This window comes from Ruegeria sp. BHSB172 (assembly GCF_059613165.1).
Map to the genome: position 1 here is coordinate 15,905 of NZ_JBXWRZ010000013.1, position 16,307 is coordinate 32,211.

At 59.7% G+C, this 16,307-nt stretch carries 15 protein-coding genes and 1 tRNA gene; 8 read left to right on the forward strand and 8 right to left on the reverse strand.

Annotated features, from left to right (window positions below):
• Positions 1–35 precede the first annotated feature (35 nt).
• From AC2FM3_RS09010 to AC2FM3_RS09040, 7 genes are all read left to right on the forward strand, one after another.
• The gene (locus AC2FM3_RS09010) at positions 36–1,172 is read left to right on the forward strand and encodes an OmpP1/FadL family transporter (protein WP_496680811.1); all 1,137 of its coding nucleotides are present in this window, start codon (positions 36–38) and stop codon (positions 1,170–1,172) included.
• Positions 1,173–1,270: 98 nt separating this feature from the next.
• Positions 1,271–2,167: a DMT family transporter gene (locus AC2FM3_RS09015; protein ID WP_496680814.1), complete on the forward strand. Its 897-nt coding sequence runs from the start codon at positions 1,271–1,273 to the stop codon at positions 2,165–2,167.
• Positions 2,168–2,216: 49 nt separating this feature from the next.
• The gene (locus tag AC2FM3_RS09020; RefSeq protein WP_496680816.1) at positions 2,217–3,089 is read left to right on the forward strand and encodes an ATPase; all 873 of its coding nucleotides are present in this window, start codon (positions 2,217–2,219) and stop codon (positions 3,087–3,089) included.
• A gap of 37 nt (positions 3,090–3,126) precedes the next feature.
• Positions 3,127–4,044, forward strand: coding sequence for a homoserine O-acetyltransferase MetA (gene metA, locus AC2FM3_RS09025; RefSeq protein WP_496680818.1), 918 nt, complete (start codon positions 3,127–3,129; stop codon positions 4,042–4,044).
• Positions 4,034–4,987 (forward strand): alpha/beta fold hydrolase, encoded by a 954-nt coding sequence (locus AC2FM3_RS09030; RefSeq protein ID WP_496680821.1) that lies wholly within the window; start codon positions 4,034–4,036, stop codon positions 4,985–4,987. Before metA ends, AC2FM3_RS09030 begins: the two co-directional genes overlap by 11 nt.
• Before the next feature lie 49 nt (positions 4,988–5,036).
• Positions 5,037–5,906, forward strand: a complete 870-nt coding sequence (ppk2, locus tag AC2FM3_RS09035) for a polyphosphate kinase 2 (protein ID WP_496680823.1) — start codon at positions 5,037–5,039, stop codon at positions 5,904–5,906.
• Positions 5,907–6,004: 98 nt separating this feature from the next.
• Positions 6,005–6,619, forward strand: coding sequence for a TetR/AcrR family transcriptional regulator (locus AC2FM3_RS09040; protein WP_496680826.1), 615 nt, complete (start codon positions 6,005–6,007; stop codon positions 6,617–6,619).
• On the opposite strand, the gene AC2FM3_RS09045 is transcribed toward AC2FM3_RS09040, so the two are convergent.
• The 3 genes from AC2FM3_RS09045 to AC2FM3_RS09055 form a co-directional block, all read right to left on the reverse strand.
• Positions 6,620–7,678 carry an adenylate/guanylate cyclase domain-containing protein gene (locus AC2FM3_RS09045; protein WP_496680827.1) on the reverse strand — a complete coding sequence of 353 codons (1,059 nt, stop codon included), beginning with the start codon at positions 7,676–7,678 and terminating at the stop codon, positions 6,620–6,622. It abuts the gene before it with no gap.
• Positions 7,675–8,043 carry a group I truncated hemoglobin gene (locus AC2FM3_RS09050; protein ID WP_496680829.1) on the reverse strand — a complete coding sequence of 123 codons (369 nt, stop codon included), beginning with the start codon at positions 8,041–8,043 and terminating at the stop codon, positions 7,675–7,677. The genes AC2FM3_RS09045 and AC2FM3_RS09050 overlap by 4 nt, the downstream gene beginning before the upstream one ends.
• A gap of 143 nt (positions 8,044–8,186) precedes the next feature.
• Positions 8,187–9,023 carry a glycosyltransferase family 25 protein gene (locus AC2FM3_RS09055; protein WP_496680831.1) on the reverse strand — a complete coding sequence of 279 codons (837 nt, stop codon included), beginning with the start codon at positions 9,021–9,023 and terminating at the stop codon, positions 8,187–8,189.
• Positions 9,024–9,219: 196 nt separating this feature from the next.
• Here AC2FM3_RS09055 and AC2FM3_RS09060 point away from each other — a divergent pair, with 196 nt between their 5' ends.
• Complete coding sequence (locus AC2FM3_RS09060; RefSeq protein WP_496680833.1) at positions 9,220–10,581, forward strand: competence protein CoiA family protein; 1,362 nt, start codon at positions 9,220–9,222, stop codon at positions 10,579–10,581.
• Between the two features lie 390 nt (positions 10,582–10,971).
• On the opposite strand, the gene AC2FM3_RS09065 is transcribed toward AC2FM3_RS09060, so the two are convergent.
• The 5 genes from AC2FM3_RS09065 to AC2FM3_RS09085 form a co-directional block, all read right to left on the reverse strand.
• A tRNA-Ser gene (locus AC2FM3_RS09065) sits at positions 10,972–11,061 on the reverse strand.
• Between the two features lie 141 nt (positions 11,062–11,202).
• Positions 11,203–13,632: a DUF3772 domain-containing protein gene (locus AC2FM3_RS09070; protein WP_496680918.1), complete on the reverse strand. Its 2,430-nt coding sequence runs from the start codon at positions 13,630–13,632 to the stop codon at positions 11,203–11,205.
• Entirely contained in the window at positions 13,632–14,666 is a 1,035-nt protein-coding gene (locus AC2FM3_RS09075; protein ID WP_496680834.1) for a cysteine synthase A, read from the reverse strand. Before AC2FM3_RS09075 ends, AC2FM3_RS09070 begins: the two co-directional genes overlap by 1 nt.
• A gap of 69 nt (positions 14,667–14,735) precedes the next feature.
• Entirely contained in the window at positions 14,736–15,851 is a 1,116-nt protein-coding gene (locus tag AC2FM3_RS09080; protein WP_496680836.1) for an NUDIX domain-containing protein, read from the reverse strand.
• Positions 15,852–15,875: 24 nt separating this feature from the next.
• Positions 15,876–16,262 (reverse strand): TrgA family protein, encoded by a 387-nt coding sequence (locus AC2FM3_RS09085; RefSeq protein ID WP_496680919.1) that lies wholly within the window; start codon positions 16,260–16,262, stop codon positions 15,876–15,878.
• Between the last annotated feature and the right edge of the window lie 45 nt (positions 16,263–16,307).

Consider the following 16,307-nt stretch of genomic DNA (forward strand, 5'->3'; position numbering starts at 1 on the left):
TGACGTGGCACCGGATAGTGAAAAGGGAGGAACACATGAAAAAAGCGCTGCTACAAGCGTGCGCGCTTTGCGTCGGAGCGACAGCCGTACATGCAGGCGGTATCGACCGGAGTGGTCAAGGCATCAACGTCATCTTCGAAGAAGGATCGGTGGTCCAGTTCCGCTTGGGTTACACGTCGCCCAGCGTGACCGGAACGATGCTCGGGGTGGACTCGGGAGAGGTGGCCAACAACTTCTTCACGCCCCATCTTGCATATAAGCGTGCGGTCAACGAAAGGTTGGACTTCGCGTTGATCTACGACGAACCGTTTGCCGCGGATGTCTCGTATGGCGCTAGTTATCCGTTGTCGCAGAACCCGATCCCGGGTGGCCGGACCGACGTTCTACGGGCGAAGGCGGATACCGATGCGATCACCGCTCTGTTGCGGTACAAGTTCGACGGCGGATTCAGTGCAATCGGTGGCCTGCGGATTCAACGCCTTAGTGCCAATGTCGCGGTTCCGGCCGCAGCCGGATACGAAGTTGACGCAGATGCCGATACCGCACTGGGTTACGTGGTCGGCGTGGCGTGGGAGAAACCCGAAATCGCCGCGCGTGTCGCACTGACCTACAACTCGAAGATCTCGCATGATCTGTCGCAAACGGAGTCGTTGAACCCGATCCCGGTTCCGCCGATCCCGCCCGGCACGGTCGCAAGCCTAAACAGCACCAGCGAAGTGGTTTCGCCACAGTCGGTCAACCTGGACTTCCAGACCGGTGTTGCACCAAAGACCCTGCTGTTTGGTTCTGTCCGCTGGGCGGACTGGCCGCAGACGGTGTATGACCCGCCGAACTACCCGCCGGCGAACCCACTGGTCGACTATGACGACCCGACCTGGACCTATTCGCTTGGCTTGGGCTACCAGTTCAACGAGCAGTTCTCGGGCGCCGTGACGCTTGGGTATGAATCGTCCACTGACGAGCCTGTATCCAACCTCGGCCCGACCGACGGGTTCTGGAGCATCGGCTTGGGCGGCACCTACTCGATAGAGAAGGCCAAGATATCGGCCGGGGTCCGCTATACGGATCTGGGTGATGCGATCGCCGACGGCGCGGGCCCCGGTGCGCGCGCCACATTCGAAGGCAACAGCGCCTGGAGTGTCGGCTTCCAGATCACCTATGCGCTGAACTGAAGACCGCCAAATGGTTGAAAACATGAACCCCGCCCAAGTGGCGGGGTTTTTCGCATGATCCGGGTCGTTTGCCCGGCTCTGGTGTGGAAAATGCCGGTATGACACGACAAAAAACACTCTCACCCAGCTCCGGGGCCGAACTCTTGCTGCTGGGCCTGATCTGGGGCGGGTCCTTCCTTGCGATTCGAATCGCTCTGGATTCGGTTCCGGTGATCACCGCCGTGTTTCACCGGGTTTTCTGGGCGGCGCTGGCTCTTTGGGCCGTAGTCCTGATCCAGCGGCTGCCCGTGCCGACCAGCTGGCGGGTCTGGCGCGCATTCCTGGTCATGGGGCTGCTGAACAATGCCCTACCCTTCACCCTGATGGCCTGGGGCCAGCTTCATGTGGATACCGGCCTGACCTCAATTCTGAACGCAGCCACGGCCATCTTCGGAGTTCTGGCCGCCGCGATGTTCTTTCCCGACGAAAGGCTTTCGGCGACCCGCCTGATCGGGGTGATCCTCGGATTCGCCGGCGTCTCCATCACGATTGGCATCGGCAGTCTGCTGCGCTTTGACCTGCAGAGCATGGGGCAACTGGCGATTCTGGCCGGCGCGGCATCCTATGCGATGGCAGCGGTCTGGGCGCGGCTTCACCTGTCCGAGTTGCCGCCGCAAGTCTCGGCTGCTGGTATGTTGACCGCCTCTACGGTTTTCATGCTGCCAGTCATGATGGTCGTTGACGGCCCGCCCGTCCTGTTCCTGCCCGCCGAGACGTGGCTGGCCATCGGCTATTTCGCCGTGGTGGCAACGGCCGGCGCCTATTTGCTGTATTACCGCATCCTCGCGGCGGCGGGCAGCGGCAATCTGTTGCTGGTGACGCTCATCATCCCTCCGGTGGCGATCACGCTTGGCGCCCTGGTCCGAAACGAGGCCCTTCCGCCCAACGCCTATCTGGGGTTCGGCGTTCTTGCCTTAGGCTTGACGATCCTCAGTCGATCCGGGCGGCGCGATTGACGCCGCGCGCCCTGCGTTCTAGCTAGGGCAAAACAAGGGACGGCGGAACATGATCTACGGCTCGGCACGGGAATGGCGCGAGGCTGCACGAAAGAAGGTGCTGTTTTTCGGGATGTCGGGGCTGGGCAAGACCTATGTCTCGAATATCCTGCGCGAATCCGGCGATTGGTTTCATTACTCGATCGATTACCGGATCGGTACACGCTATATGGGAGAATACATCACCGACAACGCCAAGGCCGAGGCGATGAAGGTGCCGTTTCTGCGCGATCTGCTGCTGACCGATTCCATCTATATCGGCTCGAATATCTCGTTCGAGAATCTGACCCCCGTGTCCGCCTATCTGGGCAAGCCCGGAAACCCGGACCTGGGCGGCCTGCCCATGCCTGAATACCGGCGCCGGCAGGAACAATTCCGGCTGGCCGAGATCCACGCCCTGCTGGACACCGAATATTTCATCGACCGCGCGCAGCGGTTGTACGGTTATCCGCATTTCATCTGCGATACGGGCGGGTCGATCTGTGAATGGGTCGATCCCGATGACCCGGCGGATCGCGTGCTGTCGGAACTGTCGCACCATACGCTGATGATCTGGATCAAGGGCGATGACGACCACACCGCCGAATTGATCCGTCGCTTTGACAAGGCCCCCAAGCCCATGTCCTACCAGGCCGAATTCCTGACGCGCGTCTGGCAGGACTACCTGGATCGGCACGGCTGCGCCGAGGCTGACGTGAACCCCGATGACTTCATCCGCTGGACCTATGCCCAGGCGCTTGCGCATCGCCAACCGCGGTATCGGGCGATGGCGGAAAACTGGGGCGTGACCGTCACTGCCGACCAGATCGGACAGGTACGCGATGCCGGTGATTTCGACGAGTTGATCGAACGCACCCTTGAGGCCCGCCGGGCCGCGTCCTAACTAGAGCCTCTCACCGGACCAACCAGAAGTTTGAGCCATGCCCATCAAGATCCCCTCTGACCTGCCCGCCTTTGACGTCCTGACCAACGAAGGCGTCATGGTCATGGCCGAGGATCAGGCCATGCGGCAGGACATCCGGCCGCTGAAGATCGGGCTGCTGAACCTGATGCCGAAGAAGATCCAGACGGAAAACCAGTTCGCGCGGCTGATCGGGGCAACCCCGCTTCAGATCGAACTGTCGCTGATCCGGATGACCGAACATCAGACCAAGAACACCGCCGCCGAGCACATGGAAGAGTTCTATCGCCCTTTCCAGGAGGTCAAGGACCAGAAATTCGACGGGCTGATCATCACCGGCGCCCCGATCGAACATCTGGATTTCTCCGACGTGACCTATTGGGATGAACTGACTGAAGTGTTCGACTGGACCCAGACCAACGTGCATTCCACATTTGGCGTCTGCTGGGGCGGGATGGCGATGATCTACCACTTCCACGGGGTCCGAAAGCATATGCTTCCGGCCAAGGCTTTCGGCTGTTTCCGGCATCGCAACCTTGCGCCTGCCTCGCCGTTTCTGCGCGGCTTCTCGGATGACTGCGTGATCCCCGTCAGCCGCTGGACCGAGGTGCGACAGGGCGAGATCGACGCCGCCCCCGGCCTGACCACCCTGTTGGGCAGTGACGAGGTCGGCCCCTGCCTGGTCGAGGACCCCGCACACAGGGCTCTGTATATCTTCAACCATTTCGAATACGACAGCGACACACTGAAACAGGAATATGACCGCGACGTCGCCAACGGCACGCCGATCAACGTTCCGATCAACTATTACCCCGACGACGATCCCAGCCGGACTCCGCAGAACCGCTGGCGCAGCCACGCGCATCTTCTGTACGGGAACTGGATCAACGAGATTTACCAGACCACCCCGTTCGACATGAACGAAATTGGCCGTTAAGGCGCTGATACTGTTCACCGCGGCCGCGGCAACGCTGGCGGCCGTGACCCTCTGGCTTGCGGCCCAGCGGGAATCCCGAGCCCTGGCGGACTTCCCGCCCGAGGGGCAAATCCTGGACATCGACGGTATCGCCGTCCATGCGGTGGTCATGGGTCAGGGGCCTGACGTCGTGCTGATACATGGCTCCAGCGGCAACACCCGCGACATGACCTTTGCGCTGGCACCGATACTGGCCAGGTCTTTTCGTGTCATCGTGTTCGACCGACCCGGCCTTGGATATTCGCAAAGCTTCAATCCTGCCGGCGAAACCATCGTCGAACAGGCGGACATCCTGCAAAGGGCCGCGGCCCGGTTGGGGGCTGACAAACCCATCGTCGCGGGGCAAAGCTATGGCGGTTCGGTCGCCCTTGCCTGGGCGGTGACGCGACCGGAAGATATTTTGGCTCTGGTCCTGATCGCCCCGGCAGCGGTGCCATGGGAAACCCCGCTGGATTCGTTCAATGGCGTCTCATCGACGGCCTGGGGCAGCGCAGTGCTCTTGCCTTTGATTACCGCTTTCGTGCCGGACTGGTATGTCGAAAAAGCGCTGGGTACCGTGTTTTCCCCGCAAAAGACGCCTGCAGGCTATGCCCAGCATTTCGGTCCCGGTCTGACATTGCGCCGCGCATCCATGCACGCCAATGCCAAACAGCGCGCCAACTTGCTGGATGAAGTCACGAGACTCGAACCGCGCTATCCTGAAATTTCGGCCCCGACCGAGATCGTCCACGGCACTGCCGATACCACCGTGGGGCTGGACTGGCACTCGCGGCGCCTGCGCGATCGGATACCGGGCGCCGAGTTGATCGAACTGCAGGGCATCGGCCACATGCCACAGGTCGTCGCCGCGTCCGAGGTGGCCGCAGCCATCGAGCGGGCAGCGCACCGTGCCGGTTTGCGTTAGCCCGGCCAGCAAGCCATAGTGACCTGTGAACAGTTTTACGAGGCGCTTCATGACCGGAACCCAAAAAGGGGCAATCAACGACTATTACCGCAAGTCCGCACCCAAAGATGTCCGCGACGCGATCGAGAATGCTGGCCGCGGCGACATCCTGTCTCCAACCTACCCCTACCGACAAAAGATGAAGCGTAAGGACTATGACCGGCAGATGGACGCGCTGCAGATTGAACTGGTCAAGCTGCAGGCCTGGGTCAAGGAAACCGGTCAACGTGTCGCCATCATCTTCGAAGGGCGCGACGCCGCGGGCAAAGGAGGAACCATCAAACGGTTCCGCGAAAATCTCAATCCGCGCGGCGCAAGGGTCGTGGCGCTCAGCAAACCGTCGGATGCCGAACGCAGCCAGTGGTATTTCCAGCGCTACATTCCGCACCTGCCCTCGGCCGGAGAGCTCGTTTTTTTTGACCGCAGCTGGTACAACCGCGGCGTGGTCGAAAACGTCTTTGGCTTTTGCACCCCGGACGATCGAGAGCGCTTCTTTAGACAGCTTCCGGGGTTGGAGGAAGGTCTGGTCAACGACGGCATCCGCCTGTTCAAGTTCTGGCTGAACGTTGGTCGGGCCGAACAACTCAGGCGCTTTCTGGACCGCGAAAACGACCCGCTGAAATACTGGAAGCTCAGCCCCATCGACATCGCCGGCCTTGGCAAGTGGGAGGACTACACCCAATCCATCCACGAAACTCTGACCCGATCGCATTTCAACCACTGCCCCTGGACCATCATCCGCGCGGACGACAAAAAGCGCGCCCGGCTGGCCGCGATCCGAACGGTTCTGGCGGGGTTGGACCATGACGAAAAAGATCTCGACACCGTCGGCACCCCCGATCCCCTGATCTGCGGAGGCCCGGACATCTGGGATGCATGACGACCCGCGCGGCCATGCCGCAGCGGTGGATTCCTGCCGATCGACACCATATACCCGTTAGGCAAAAGACAAAAGAAACACAGGCATTCGAGGCCGGTATGACCAAGCGCGGCTATCACCACGGGAACCTCAAGCAGGCGCTGATCGAGGCGGCCCTGTCCCTGATCGAGGAAAAGGGCCCGACCGGCTTTACCCTGTCCGAGGCCGCCAAGACCGCCGGGGTGACGCCGGCCGCTGTCTATCGCCACTATCACGGGCGCGAAGACCTGATCGCCGAGGCCGCGCGCCAGGGCTTCGAGATGTTCGCCGACCTGATGCAACACGCCTATGACAAGGGGCAGCCGTCGGCGCTTGCCGCGTTCGAGGCGACCGGCCGGGCCTATCTGGCCTTTGCCCGCAAGCATCCCGGTCACTACATCGCGATGTTCGAAAGCGGCATATCCCTGAACCGCACGCCCGAGCTGTCGATGGCCGCAAACCGTGCGAAATCCGTGCTTGAACAGGCAGCAGCCGACCTGTCACAACACATCCCACCCGAGAAACGCCCACCCGCCTCGATGTTCAGCGCGCATATCTGGGCCATGAGCCACGGCGTGGTCGAACTCTATGCCCGCAACACGGGCGCGTCCTCGCCCTTCCCGCCCGAGGACCTTCTGGAAACCGGGATTGGCATCTATCTGCGCGGTCTAGGGCTGGTGCCGCCGGACGAATGATCACGGCATCCGGCCGGACCGGGATACGTTCAGCCGCGAACTGACATTGATCAGATCCATCCGCCCCATGCCCTTGATTTCGACCGCCCCGAGATCGGCGATCTGGAATTCGTCGATCAGGGCGTATTTCATCTCTTCCGGCGCGACAATGTTCATCGGGTTGGCAAAAACCTGAAGCCGCGATGCGATGTTCACAGCCGGCCCGAAAACATCATAGACGTATTTCTGCACCCCCACGACCGACCCCACCGCCGGACCAATGCCCAGGCCTATGCGCGCCTGCCATTTATGCGGATGGCTTTCATTGCGCCGGTCGAGATATCGCAGAAACCGCACCGCGCAATGCGCCACCGCCGTCGCGTGATCGGGCGTTGCATCCGGCATTCCCGACACCGCCAGGTAGGCATCGCCGATCGTCTTGATCCGCTCGCAGCCGAATTGCTCGACGATCCGGTCGAAGGCGGTGAAGATGTCGTTCAGTTCGCTCAACGTGACCGTGGGGTCGGTCCGGGCCGCAAAATCGGTGAACCCGACAAAGTCCAGCATCACAACCGAAACCTGATCGAACAGTTGTGGTGTCACCACCCCGAAGGTCTTGAACTCCTCGTAGACGGATCGCGGCATCAGGTTCAGCAGCAACCGCTCGACCCGCTCCTTTTCGCGCTCCAATTCGCGCGTGTTGCGCTCGACCATGGTCGAGTAGCTGTCGATCATACTTTCAAGTTCGCGGATCCGAGTGATATTCTGGCATTCGACCACTAGAATCTGCTCGTCCATCCCGTTGGCCAGCGACACCGAGACGGCGAAAATCAGCGTCCGGCGGTTGCGCTTGATTTTCAGCTCGGCCGAATAGCGCAGCCCTGATTGCTTGACGTCATCCAGTTCGCGCCCGTCCAGATCAGGCAGCAGGTCCAGCAAGGTCTGATCGGCGGCCGGCGTTCCGAACCATTCGGCAAAAGGCCCGTTGTGGAAGATGAAGGTCAGATCCGAAGCCCGCAATACCGCAACGCCGACTCCGATGGCCCGCAGCAATTGTTCGTTGATGGCTTGGATGCTCATGCCGCGTTGCGGGCGACGATGATCCCCCGCTTGCCCTCGATGGCGGCAAGGGCGGCCTCCACGTCTTCATCCGACATGCCGTGCATCGACAGGGCCTGCGCGAACAAGGCGGCCATCGCGTCGAAATCCGAATGACTGATACCCAGGTGGCGGTGAACCGCCTCGATCCGGTCATCGCTGAACGAGGCCGGGCCTCCGACCAACGAAGACACGAACTTGGTCTGGTGGTCGATCAGGCGCGGCATGTCGATGTCTTCGAAATAGTCGCCGATCTCGTCGGACTCCAATGCCATTTCATAAAACGACATCACGATCCGGCTTATCGTTTTGAATCCGCCGTATTTTTCAAAAATCGTCTGAACCACGGCGCGACCTCATACCAACTCAAACATCCTCGCAGTGTAATCTCATCCCGAGAGTATTGCGAATTATTTTGAGCTATTCACTGTTTTTGAGCACACAAAACCAGCGATTTACAAGAGACTCGACCCGAACCGGCCTTAAGAGTTCAGACCTCAAGATCATCCGCGCAGGGAACCAGACCGACATAGCCGCCCCGCTTCAAAAGCCGGGACTGTCCGCCTGCCCGCCAGTACAGCTTGCGGCCCGCAGCCTTCAGCTCGCGCGCCACCCGGAACCAGGTCGGCCCCTTGTCCAGCCCGCTGTTGATGCGAACGTCCTGCTCGCGTTCGCTAGTCTTGATGACGGTCTGAGTGTCCAACTGCGACTGAACCGCCTGGACACACACGGCTGGAAAACATTGATACATGGCCCAATCCGGGCGCGGAATGGTCAGAAAGTCATCCAGATGGTCCGAGTATTCTTCAGACCATTCCAGCAGTTTGCGGCATCCTTGCTGCGACACGACATATGCCGCCGCACTGGCAACCATCTCCAATATCTCGCGCACCGCCACGCCACCAATGTCCCTGCTGGGGCCGAATCGGCGCACGCGCGGCCAATAGTCGAGCTTGACGTAGTCGAATTTGTCGGCGTTCAGGACCAGAGATTGAAGGACATCGGCCGTCACATCGGACAGTTGGACATCATCCTCAAATGCGACCACGGCCGGCAGCCCTCTGTCGGCTCCGATTTGCCATATCCTTCGGTGGCTTTCGAAGCACCCGATCTCACTCAGCTTGAGCCCCCACCGGCTGCCGCTGCCGGGCACATAGCGCGCGGAATTCAGCGCCCCCGGCTGGCTGGCATCAGTCGCGCTGAGACGGTGCGCCCCGGCCAACCCGGCCCGCGCGAACTCGGCCTCCATGAAGGCACGGCGTTCCGGTACGCGATCAAGGTTGATGTAATAGATGCTGTCGGCCACCGAGTGGTCAGGCGTATGCACTGGGGTTCCCTTCCTGCTGGACGTACGACCTAGCCCTTACCGTCAATACCTGCCGCTCGTCCAGCGTTCAGGGGTTTGCTTGCAGAAGGCAATATCGCTCCGTTTTATGCCCAGCACCTTGGCAAAAGCTTGGAATTCAGGAGTTTGCATACTTACAATGGAAGTAGTTCAGCTACACCTCAAGAGGGGCTAACCATTGTCCGCAACTCACGAAAATCGTCCGGGATGGGGTATACGCGAAACGGATGGTCGTTTGGTTCATGTCAGCGACGTGCGGAACGGCTCGGATTGCGGATGTCTATGCCCTGCCTGCAAGTCACCCCTGATCGCGCGTCAGGGCAAGCATCGGGTATGGCACTTCGCCCATGCATCAAAAGTGAACTGCGAGAGCGCTGGCGAAACCGCACTACATTTAGCCGCAAAACAAGCCCTAAAAGACCTGAAGGGGAAAATTCTCATTCCGGAAGAAATCATTCGCAAGGCAGGCTGGCCCGCCCCAAACGAGTTGGCAAACGGGCCCATCGCGAAACTGAACGAACTAATGACGCATTCCTTTCCTGAACGTATTGCATCGGAGTCCAATGTCCGCATCGAGCCACAAGACTGGGTACACCAGGGGTTTCGGCCTGATGCGGTTCTGGAGTTGAACGGCGTCCAGTTGTTCATTGAAATTCGTGTCACGCATGAGGTTGATCAACCGAAACGGGAACGAATGCGAAGAATGGGAATTGGCGCCATAGAGATTGACCTCTCGGACGCAGATCGCCACGTCTCACCAAATGAACTAACACGGCTAATAAAGTTACAGGCACCACGCAAGTGGCTGGTCACTGGGCGGACGGAGACTCGGGAGAGATTGGAAAAAGAATTCACGAAGAGATTGAGAGCTGAAGCCTCACGGCTCAACGACATGGTTCCGCGTAAATTGACTCCTAAATTCTACGTCAATGCCTGTCCGCGGAGAAACGAACCAGACTTTGAATCTGTTTATGTCTACAAGTGTTTAGATTGCAAATATTGTGGAGGGCAAATTCCCGACTTCGTGGATACACCACTTTGGAACATGCTTGATGACCGGCTACGGCATTCGGCAGAAGCCTCAGTTCTATGTTCTCACAGAGGCAACTCCAGCAATATTCCAACAGAGATGCAAAAGGAATACGTTCGCCAACTCGCACACAACGATTTGGAGCGGGAAGGAGGCCTGACCAAATGTCTTCCCAATGGTTGGGAAAAAGACAAGAAGTTTTGCTCAGATTTCATTTCCGCGCATCCTGACTGCAAAAAGTGTGGTAGGAAGATGGCTCTACGGAAGAACAAAAAAGAACAACTCTTCTGGGGGTGCAGTTTATATCCGCAATGCACGGGAATATTCTCATACGATTCGAATACACCATTGGCGTCGATCGTAAAGTCGCACGAGCAAAAACGACGCGCTGCACTCTGGGAGCATGAGAAAATCTGTGCTGAGAAGCCGATTCTGCGAAGACCTCCAGCTGACGACACTTCGCTATCGCATAGAGCGATGCCTTCTTCTCCCCGGCCCGTGAAACGGTAGCAAAATAGATTTCTCAAATTTACAACAGCGGCCTGCGACGCAATCTGACATTCAAGCGTCACGCAAAAACCTCTAGGTTCGGCTCAGAACAGGCATTCCGTGCCAACGCCCCCTTGGGTATCAACGCTATTGACCGAGTTTGCCAAATGTTGCTTTGTCCGCAGACTATTAGTTAGGCGGGTCTTGTCGCAGCATCGAGACCCCACTTCGGGGGTCGGCTCAGGGCCGGAAAATCTAGAGTCGTACTGTCCGGCAAGGGAATGTATTGGCAGCCAAGCTTTGTCTTTACACAACTTGGCATGGCCTGCTTTCGGGGGTGGGGGAATTGGGGGACGAATAGAAATTAGCCCGCCAATATCACAATAATATCAGATGGATGAAGAGAAATAGTGGCGGAGAGACAGGGATTCGAACCCTGGAGACGGTTTCCCGCCTACACACTTTCCAGGCGTGCGCCTTCGACCACTCGGCCACCTCTCCGTGCCGAGGATATTTGGACCAATGAATCAGGATTTGCAAGGCCCGATTGAACGCAAATCACATGCATCTCAGCCGGACCAAAAATTTCCGACGTTGTTGATGAACAACACAACCCATTCTGTGGGCCCGGACACCGAGCCTTCAGGTTTTGACGTCTCCCTCGGACTTGTGGGCACCGTCTGACAATCCATCCGGCGAAGCCTTTCCTTGACTCGGCTCGCACTCGACTTCGGGCGCATTGACACCAACCCCAGGCGCTCCGACCAATGTCTCGGGATTGCGCAACCAGACATCCCGTTGGGCAAAGGGAATTTCGATCCCCTCCTCGGCGAATCTGCGATTGATTTCGTGGTTCATTTCGGACTTGACCGCCACCACCCAATTCACATCGCGGATGATCGCGCGGATCTCGAAATCAAGCGAGTCTGCCCCGAACCCGACAAAGTAGATGTTGGGCGTCGGGTGCGACAGGACCATCGGATGCTGGTTTGCCACCTCGCGCAGGATCTTCTCGACCTTGGCGGTATCCGTGCCATAGGCCACTCCGACCGGAACGATGACCCGCCCGATGGTGTTGCCGCGGGTATAGTTCGTGACCACCCCGCTGATCAGGTCCGAGTTGGGGATGATGACATCGGTCCGATCAAAGGTCTCGATCCGGGTCGAGCGGACCGAAATATCGCGGACGTATCCGGTCATGCCGTTCACGTCGATCCAGTCGCCCTGCGAGATCGGGCGCTCGATCAACAGAATGATCCCGGACACGAAGTTCGACACGATGGTCTGCAGGCCGAAACCGATACCGACCGACAACGCCCCGGCCACGATCGCCAACGAAGACATGTCAAAGCCTGCGACCACAATGGCGACCAACGCCGCCACGAAAATACCGACATAGCCCGTTCCGGCCACGACAGCGGCCTGCCCTCCAGCGTCGAGCCCGGTCTTCGGCAGAAGCGATCCGCGCAACGTGCCTTGCAAGAGGCGGGTCAGCATGTAGCCGATCACGAAGACGGCCACGAAAGTCAGGAAATTGGACGGCGAGATTGTCACGCCACCAATGTCGAAGCCCAGCATGATCCGCGACCAGACCTCGATAAGGTCGGTCTCCCGCGCGCCCCAGTACAGCGCCAGGACTGGCAGCGCCAGAACAGCCAGAACGAACCCGACTAGAACAGAGAACAGCGAGTCGCTCGCCCCGTCCTGCTGGCCGGTCAGCCAGCCATATAGCGATGTCACGAAACGCTGGAAGATCACCAGGGCCGCAATCAGAATAAGCGTCTTGACCGCCGGGAAGACAACCGCAACGGCCGCGTTGGTATAACCCAGCGCAGCAAGCAATGGTCCGGTGGCCCCCAACAAAAACATGAGACGCCGAAGAAGCTCGACGATCTGCGCAAATCCCCGGCCCCGCTCCGAAGTCTTTTCATCGGAATCTCGACCATCACCGCCACCACGGATATGCCGAGCCCGCAGTAATAGCAGACCGGTAATCAGAATGATGGGAAAGTTGACCACCGCGCGGGTCGCGTCGGAGATGTTTTCGATCCGACCGAACAACTGCGCCAGTTCGTGCAAAATCAGCATCACGGCTAACAGGTCGATGTAAAGCCGCAGTTCAGCAACCTTGCCTTCCGGCAGGGCCAAGGCACCATCGGCCTCGCTCATCGAAAGTATCTGACGTCCGATCCAGTCGTAGAACAGAATGATCGCGGCCCAATAGGGAACTTCCTGGATCAGCAAAGCGCCGCGAAACCCCGGAACGCCGGTCATCGACACGGCCTGAATGAGAAAAACGACCCCCATCCACGGGAAGATGATCCGAAACAGCGAAACGATGAAGGTCCACACGCCACGCCCCGCACCGCCAAAGCGCCGCAGATAATCGCCGGCCCTCTCTGACCAGCGACGCCCAAACAGCAGCAGTACCAGCGCCAAAATGACCAGCGTCAGGATGGCTGGAGCATCATTGCGCATTCTTTCACGAACGACTGCTGACCGAAGGTTCGCCTTGGTTTCGTTGACCAGGCTGTGCCCGGCCTCGCTGACCGCCTCCCAGGCAGGTACCCAGTACGCGGGATTGAGCGGCGACGGCCCACGCGTCAAAAGCTGCGTACGCTGCCGCTCTCGAATGATCCCGTCAATTTCGCTGATCAATCCATTGGCGCGACTGAAGGCTTCCTCGCTGATGATCCGCGGGATCTTCAGCTTGTTGATCTGACTTTCCAAGTGGGACCGCAGCTGAGCTATCTGCTCTGGTTCCTCCGAGCCATCCTCGGGCGCCGGCCCAAGCGCATTAAGCTGTGCTTCGAGTGTTTTCAACCGATCGGTGTTTGCCGTCCGTGCCCAATTGAAGTCCTCCCTGTAAGCATTTATTTCTGCTCTCAAATTTTCGAATGCGACATTCGAAGCACGGCGCGCCTCAATGACGTTTTCAGCGCGCTCGGCTGTGCTAAGCCATTTCTTGTAATACTCACTCTGCGTGTCACTCAGCTGGGCAGATGCACCGCCGACCAGACTCAGCACAAGCACAAAGGCAAGTGCCAGCAGATGTTGCAGGTGCCTGACCATCAGACGTCTTCGAACACGCCGGGGATGCTGCGGGGCGCCTCGGTCATCCACTCGGGGACGGGCAGCTCTTTTTCCCGCAGGAATTCGGGGTTGAACAGTTTGGACTGATAGCGCGTGCCATAGTCGCACAAGACCGTGACGATCGTGTGCCCAGGCCCCATTTCGCGGGCCAGCCGGACCGCGCCGGCGATGTTGATCGCGGTCGAGCCGCCCATCACCAACCCCTCTTCGCGAAGAAGGTTGAAGACATAGGGCAGCGCCTCGGTATCGCTGATCTGGTAGGCATGGTCCGGATTGAACCCTTCCAGATTCTTGGTGATGCGCACCTGCCCGATCCCTTCCGCGATCGAGCTGCCCTCCATCGCGATTTCGCCGGTCGTGTAATAGGAATATAGCCCCGCGCCCAGCGGATCGGCCAACCCGATGGTCACACCCTTGGGCTGCAGCGCCTCGGCCACGCCGGCCAGCGTTCCGCCCGAGCCCACGGCACAGATGAACCCGTCGACCTTGCCTTCGGTCTGCTCCCAGATCTCGGGGCCGGTGGTTTCCACATGGGCCTGACGGTTGGCTACGTTGTCGAACTGGTTGGCCCAAATCGCGCCATTGGGTTCGGTCTTGGCCAGTTTCTCTGCCAGGCGGCGCGAATAGTGGACAAAGTTGTTGGGGTTCCGGTACGGAGCAGCCGGCACCTGGACCAGTTGCGCGCCGGCAAGGCGCAACATGTCCTTCTTTTCTTCCGACTGTGTTTCGGGGATCACGATCACCGTCTTGAACCCCATCGACGCCCCCACCAACGCCAGCCCGATCCCGGTGTTTCCGGCCGTGCCTTCGACGATGGTTCCCCCTGGTTTCAGCTCGCCACGGGCGATGGCATCGCGAATGATGTACAGCGCGGCCCGGTCCTTGACCGACTGACCGGGATTCATGAACTCGGCCTTGCCCAGAATTTCACATCCGGTTTCCTCGCTGACCCGGCGGAGGCGGATCAACGGGGTTTTTCCAACTGCGTCGGCAAGATCTCGTGCTATGCGCATGGCGCCCTCATGTCATTTGGCATCATTGCAGGCATACAGGTGCCCGGCTCCGACGACAAGCGGCGATGCTCAGCCGCGCAACCGATCCCTATGGCGCGCCAGCCAATGCGCCACCACCAACAACGGCATGTCCTTGAAGCCGTGGCGGTCGACCTGGCCGATGAACGCGTCATATGGCAGGATCCGGCTGCGGATGTCCTCGCCCTCGGCCGTCACACCGCCATTGGCCGCCGGATCGGTCAGATCGCACAGGCCGACATACAGATGGACGAATTCGGTCGACGACCCGGTCGAGGAATAGGCCCCGCCGGCGTATTCCAGCCGATACGGCGACACCCCCGCCTCCTCCACCGTTTCCCGCAGCGCCGTCTGTTCAGGCGTCTCACCGGGGTCGATCATGCCGGCCACCGGTTCCCAGACCCATGGCTCGGGGTCGTCGATCAGATAGACGGGCGGGCGGAACTGTTCGACCAGCAGAACGCAGTCGCGGACCGGATCATATGGCAGGACGACCACGGCACCGCCCTGCATCAAGGCGCTGCGGTTCAGAACCGGCCCCATCGTGCCGTCATGGCGGCGATGCTGAAGGTCGATCTCGTCGACACCGAAATAGTTGACGTAGGCCCGGTGGTGCCGGTGAACGATCACGTCCTTGCGAATGTCGCGCGGATCTCCGGTACGGCGTTTCCGGGCCGCGAGCCGGGCCCAGGCCCGGGTTCGGATGGCCGGAAAGCTTTCGGCGATGTCGACGGCATCGATCCGGCCGTACCAGCTCATGACCTCGTCAGCGGCCAGCAGGGTCATGGGTCCCCATCGGGCAATCCACTGGTCCAGCGACCATGGCGCACCCGGTGTCCACCGGCCGGCGTCAGGAAAGAACACCTGGGCCGGCACCAGCGTGCCATCGTCGCACTGCACCTTGCAATCGCGCAGATCGAACTCAAACCCGCCCTCGTAGAAGGCCAGCCGGTCCAAGTCCAACGCCTGCAGACCTTGCACAAGCAGCCCCTCGGCCGCTTGTCCAGCTTCGGGCACGATCATCGGAAAGGGCTGCCCTTCTGCGCAACGCACGGCGTGGTCGATCAGGCGGGCCGGCCGAACCGCCAGCGCATCCCCGGACCGGCCCAGCACACGTTCGAGCAGCGGCAAGTGGCGCAGCGTGCCGTAGAAAAACAGATCTGTCATGTTGTCAGGACCTTCAACCAGAGCTCAGTTCCACCGACGCGACGCTTCTTCGGTGAACAGCCCCGACAGGATGGCCCCGAAGGCCAGGGTTGCAATGATTTCCGGATAGATCAGCTCTTGCCCAAACTCGACACCCAGCTGGAAAATCGCAAGCAGCGCTTCGAACGGGCCGTCATACCGGTGGCGCATCGCCAGACGAAACATCTCGTAGGTGCCTTGCACGAAAAGCCCCCAGAAAACCAGCGAAACCACCCCGGTCAGCCCGTTGTTGATCGCGGCCGTCCACCCGTGACCGGCGCGCTTGCCCATGATCACCCAGCCGCACAGAAACCCGAGTATGACGTTGACATAGGTGAAATAGCCATAATCCTTGCCCTCCTCTCCGTTGTCCATGATCATTCCGGATACCAGAAAGGCCACGACCACAAGGCAGATCGCGGCAACCAGGCGTGAGGC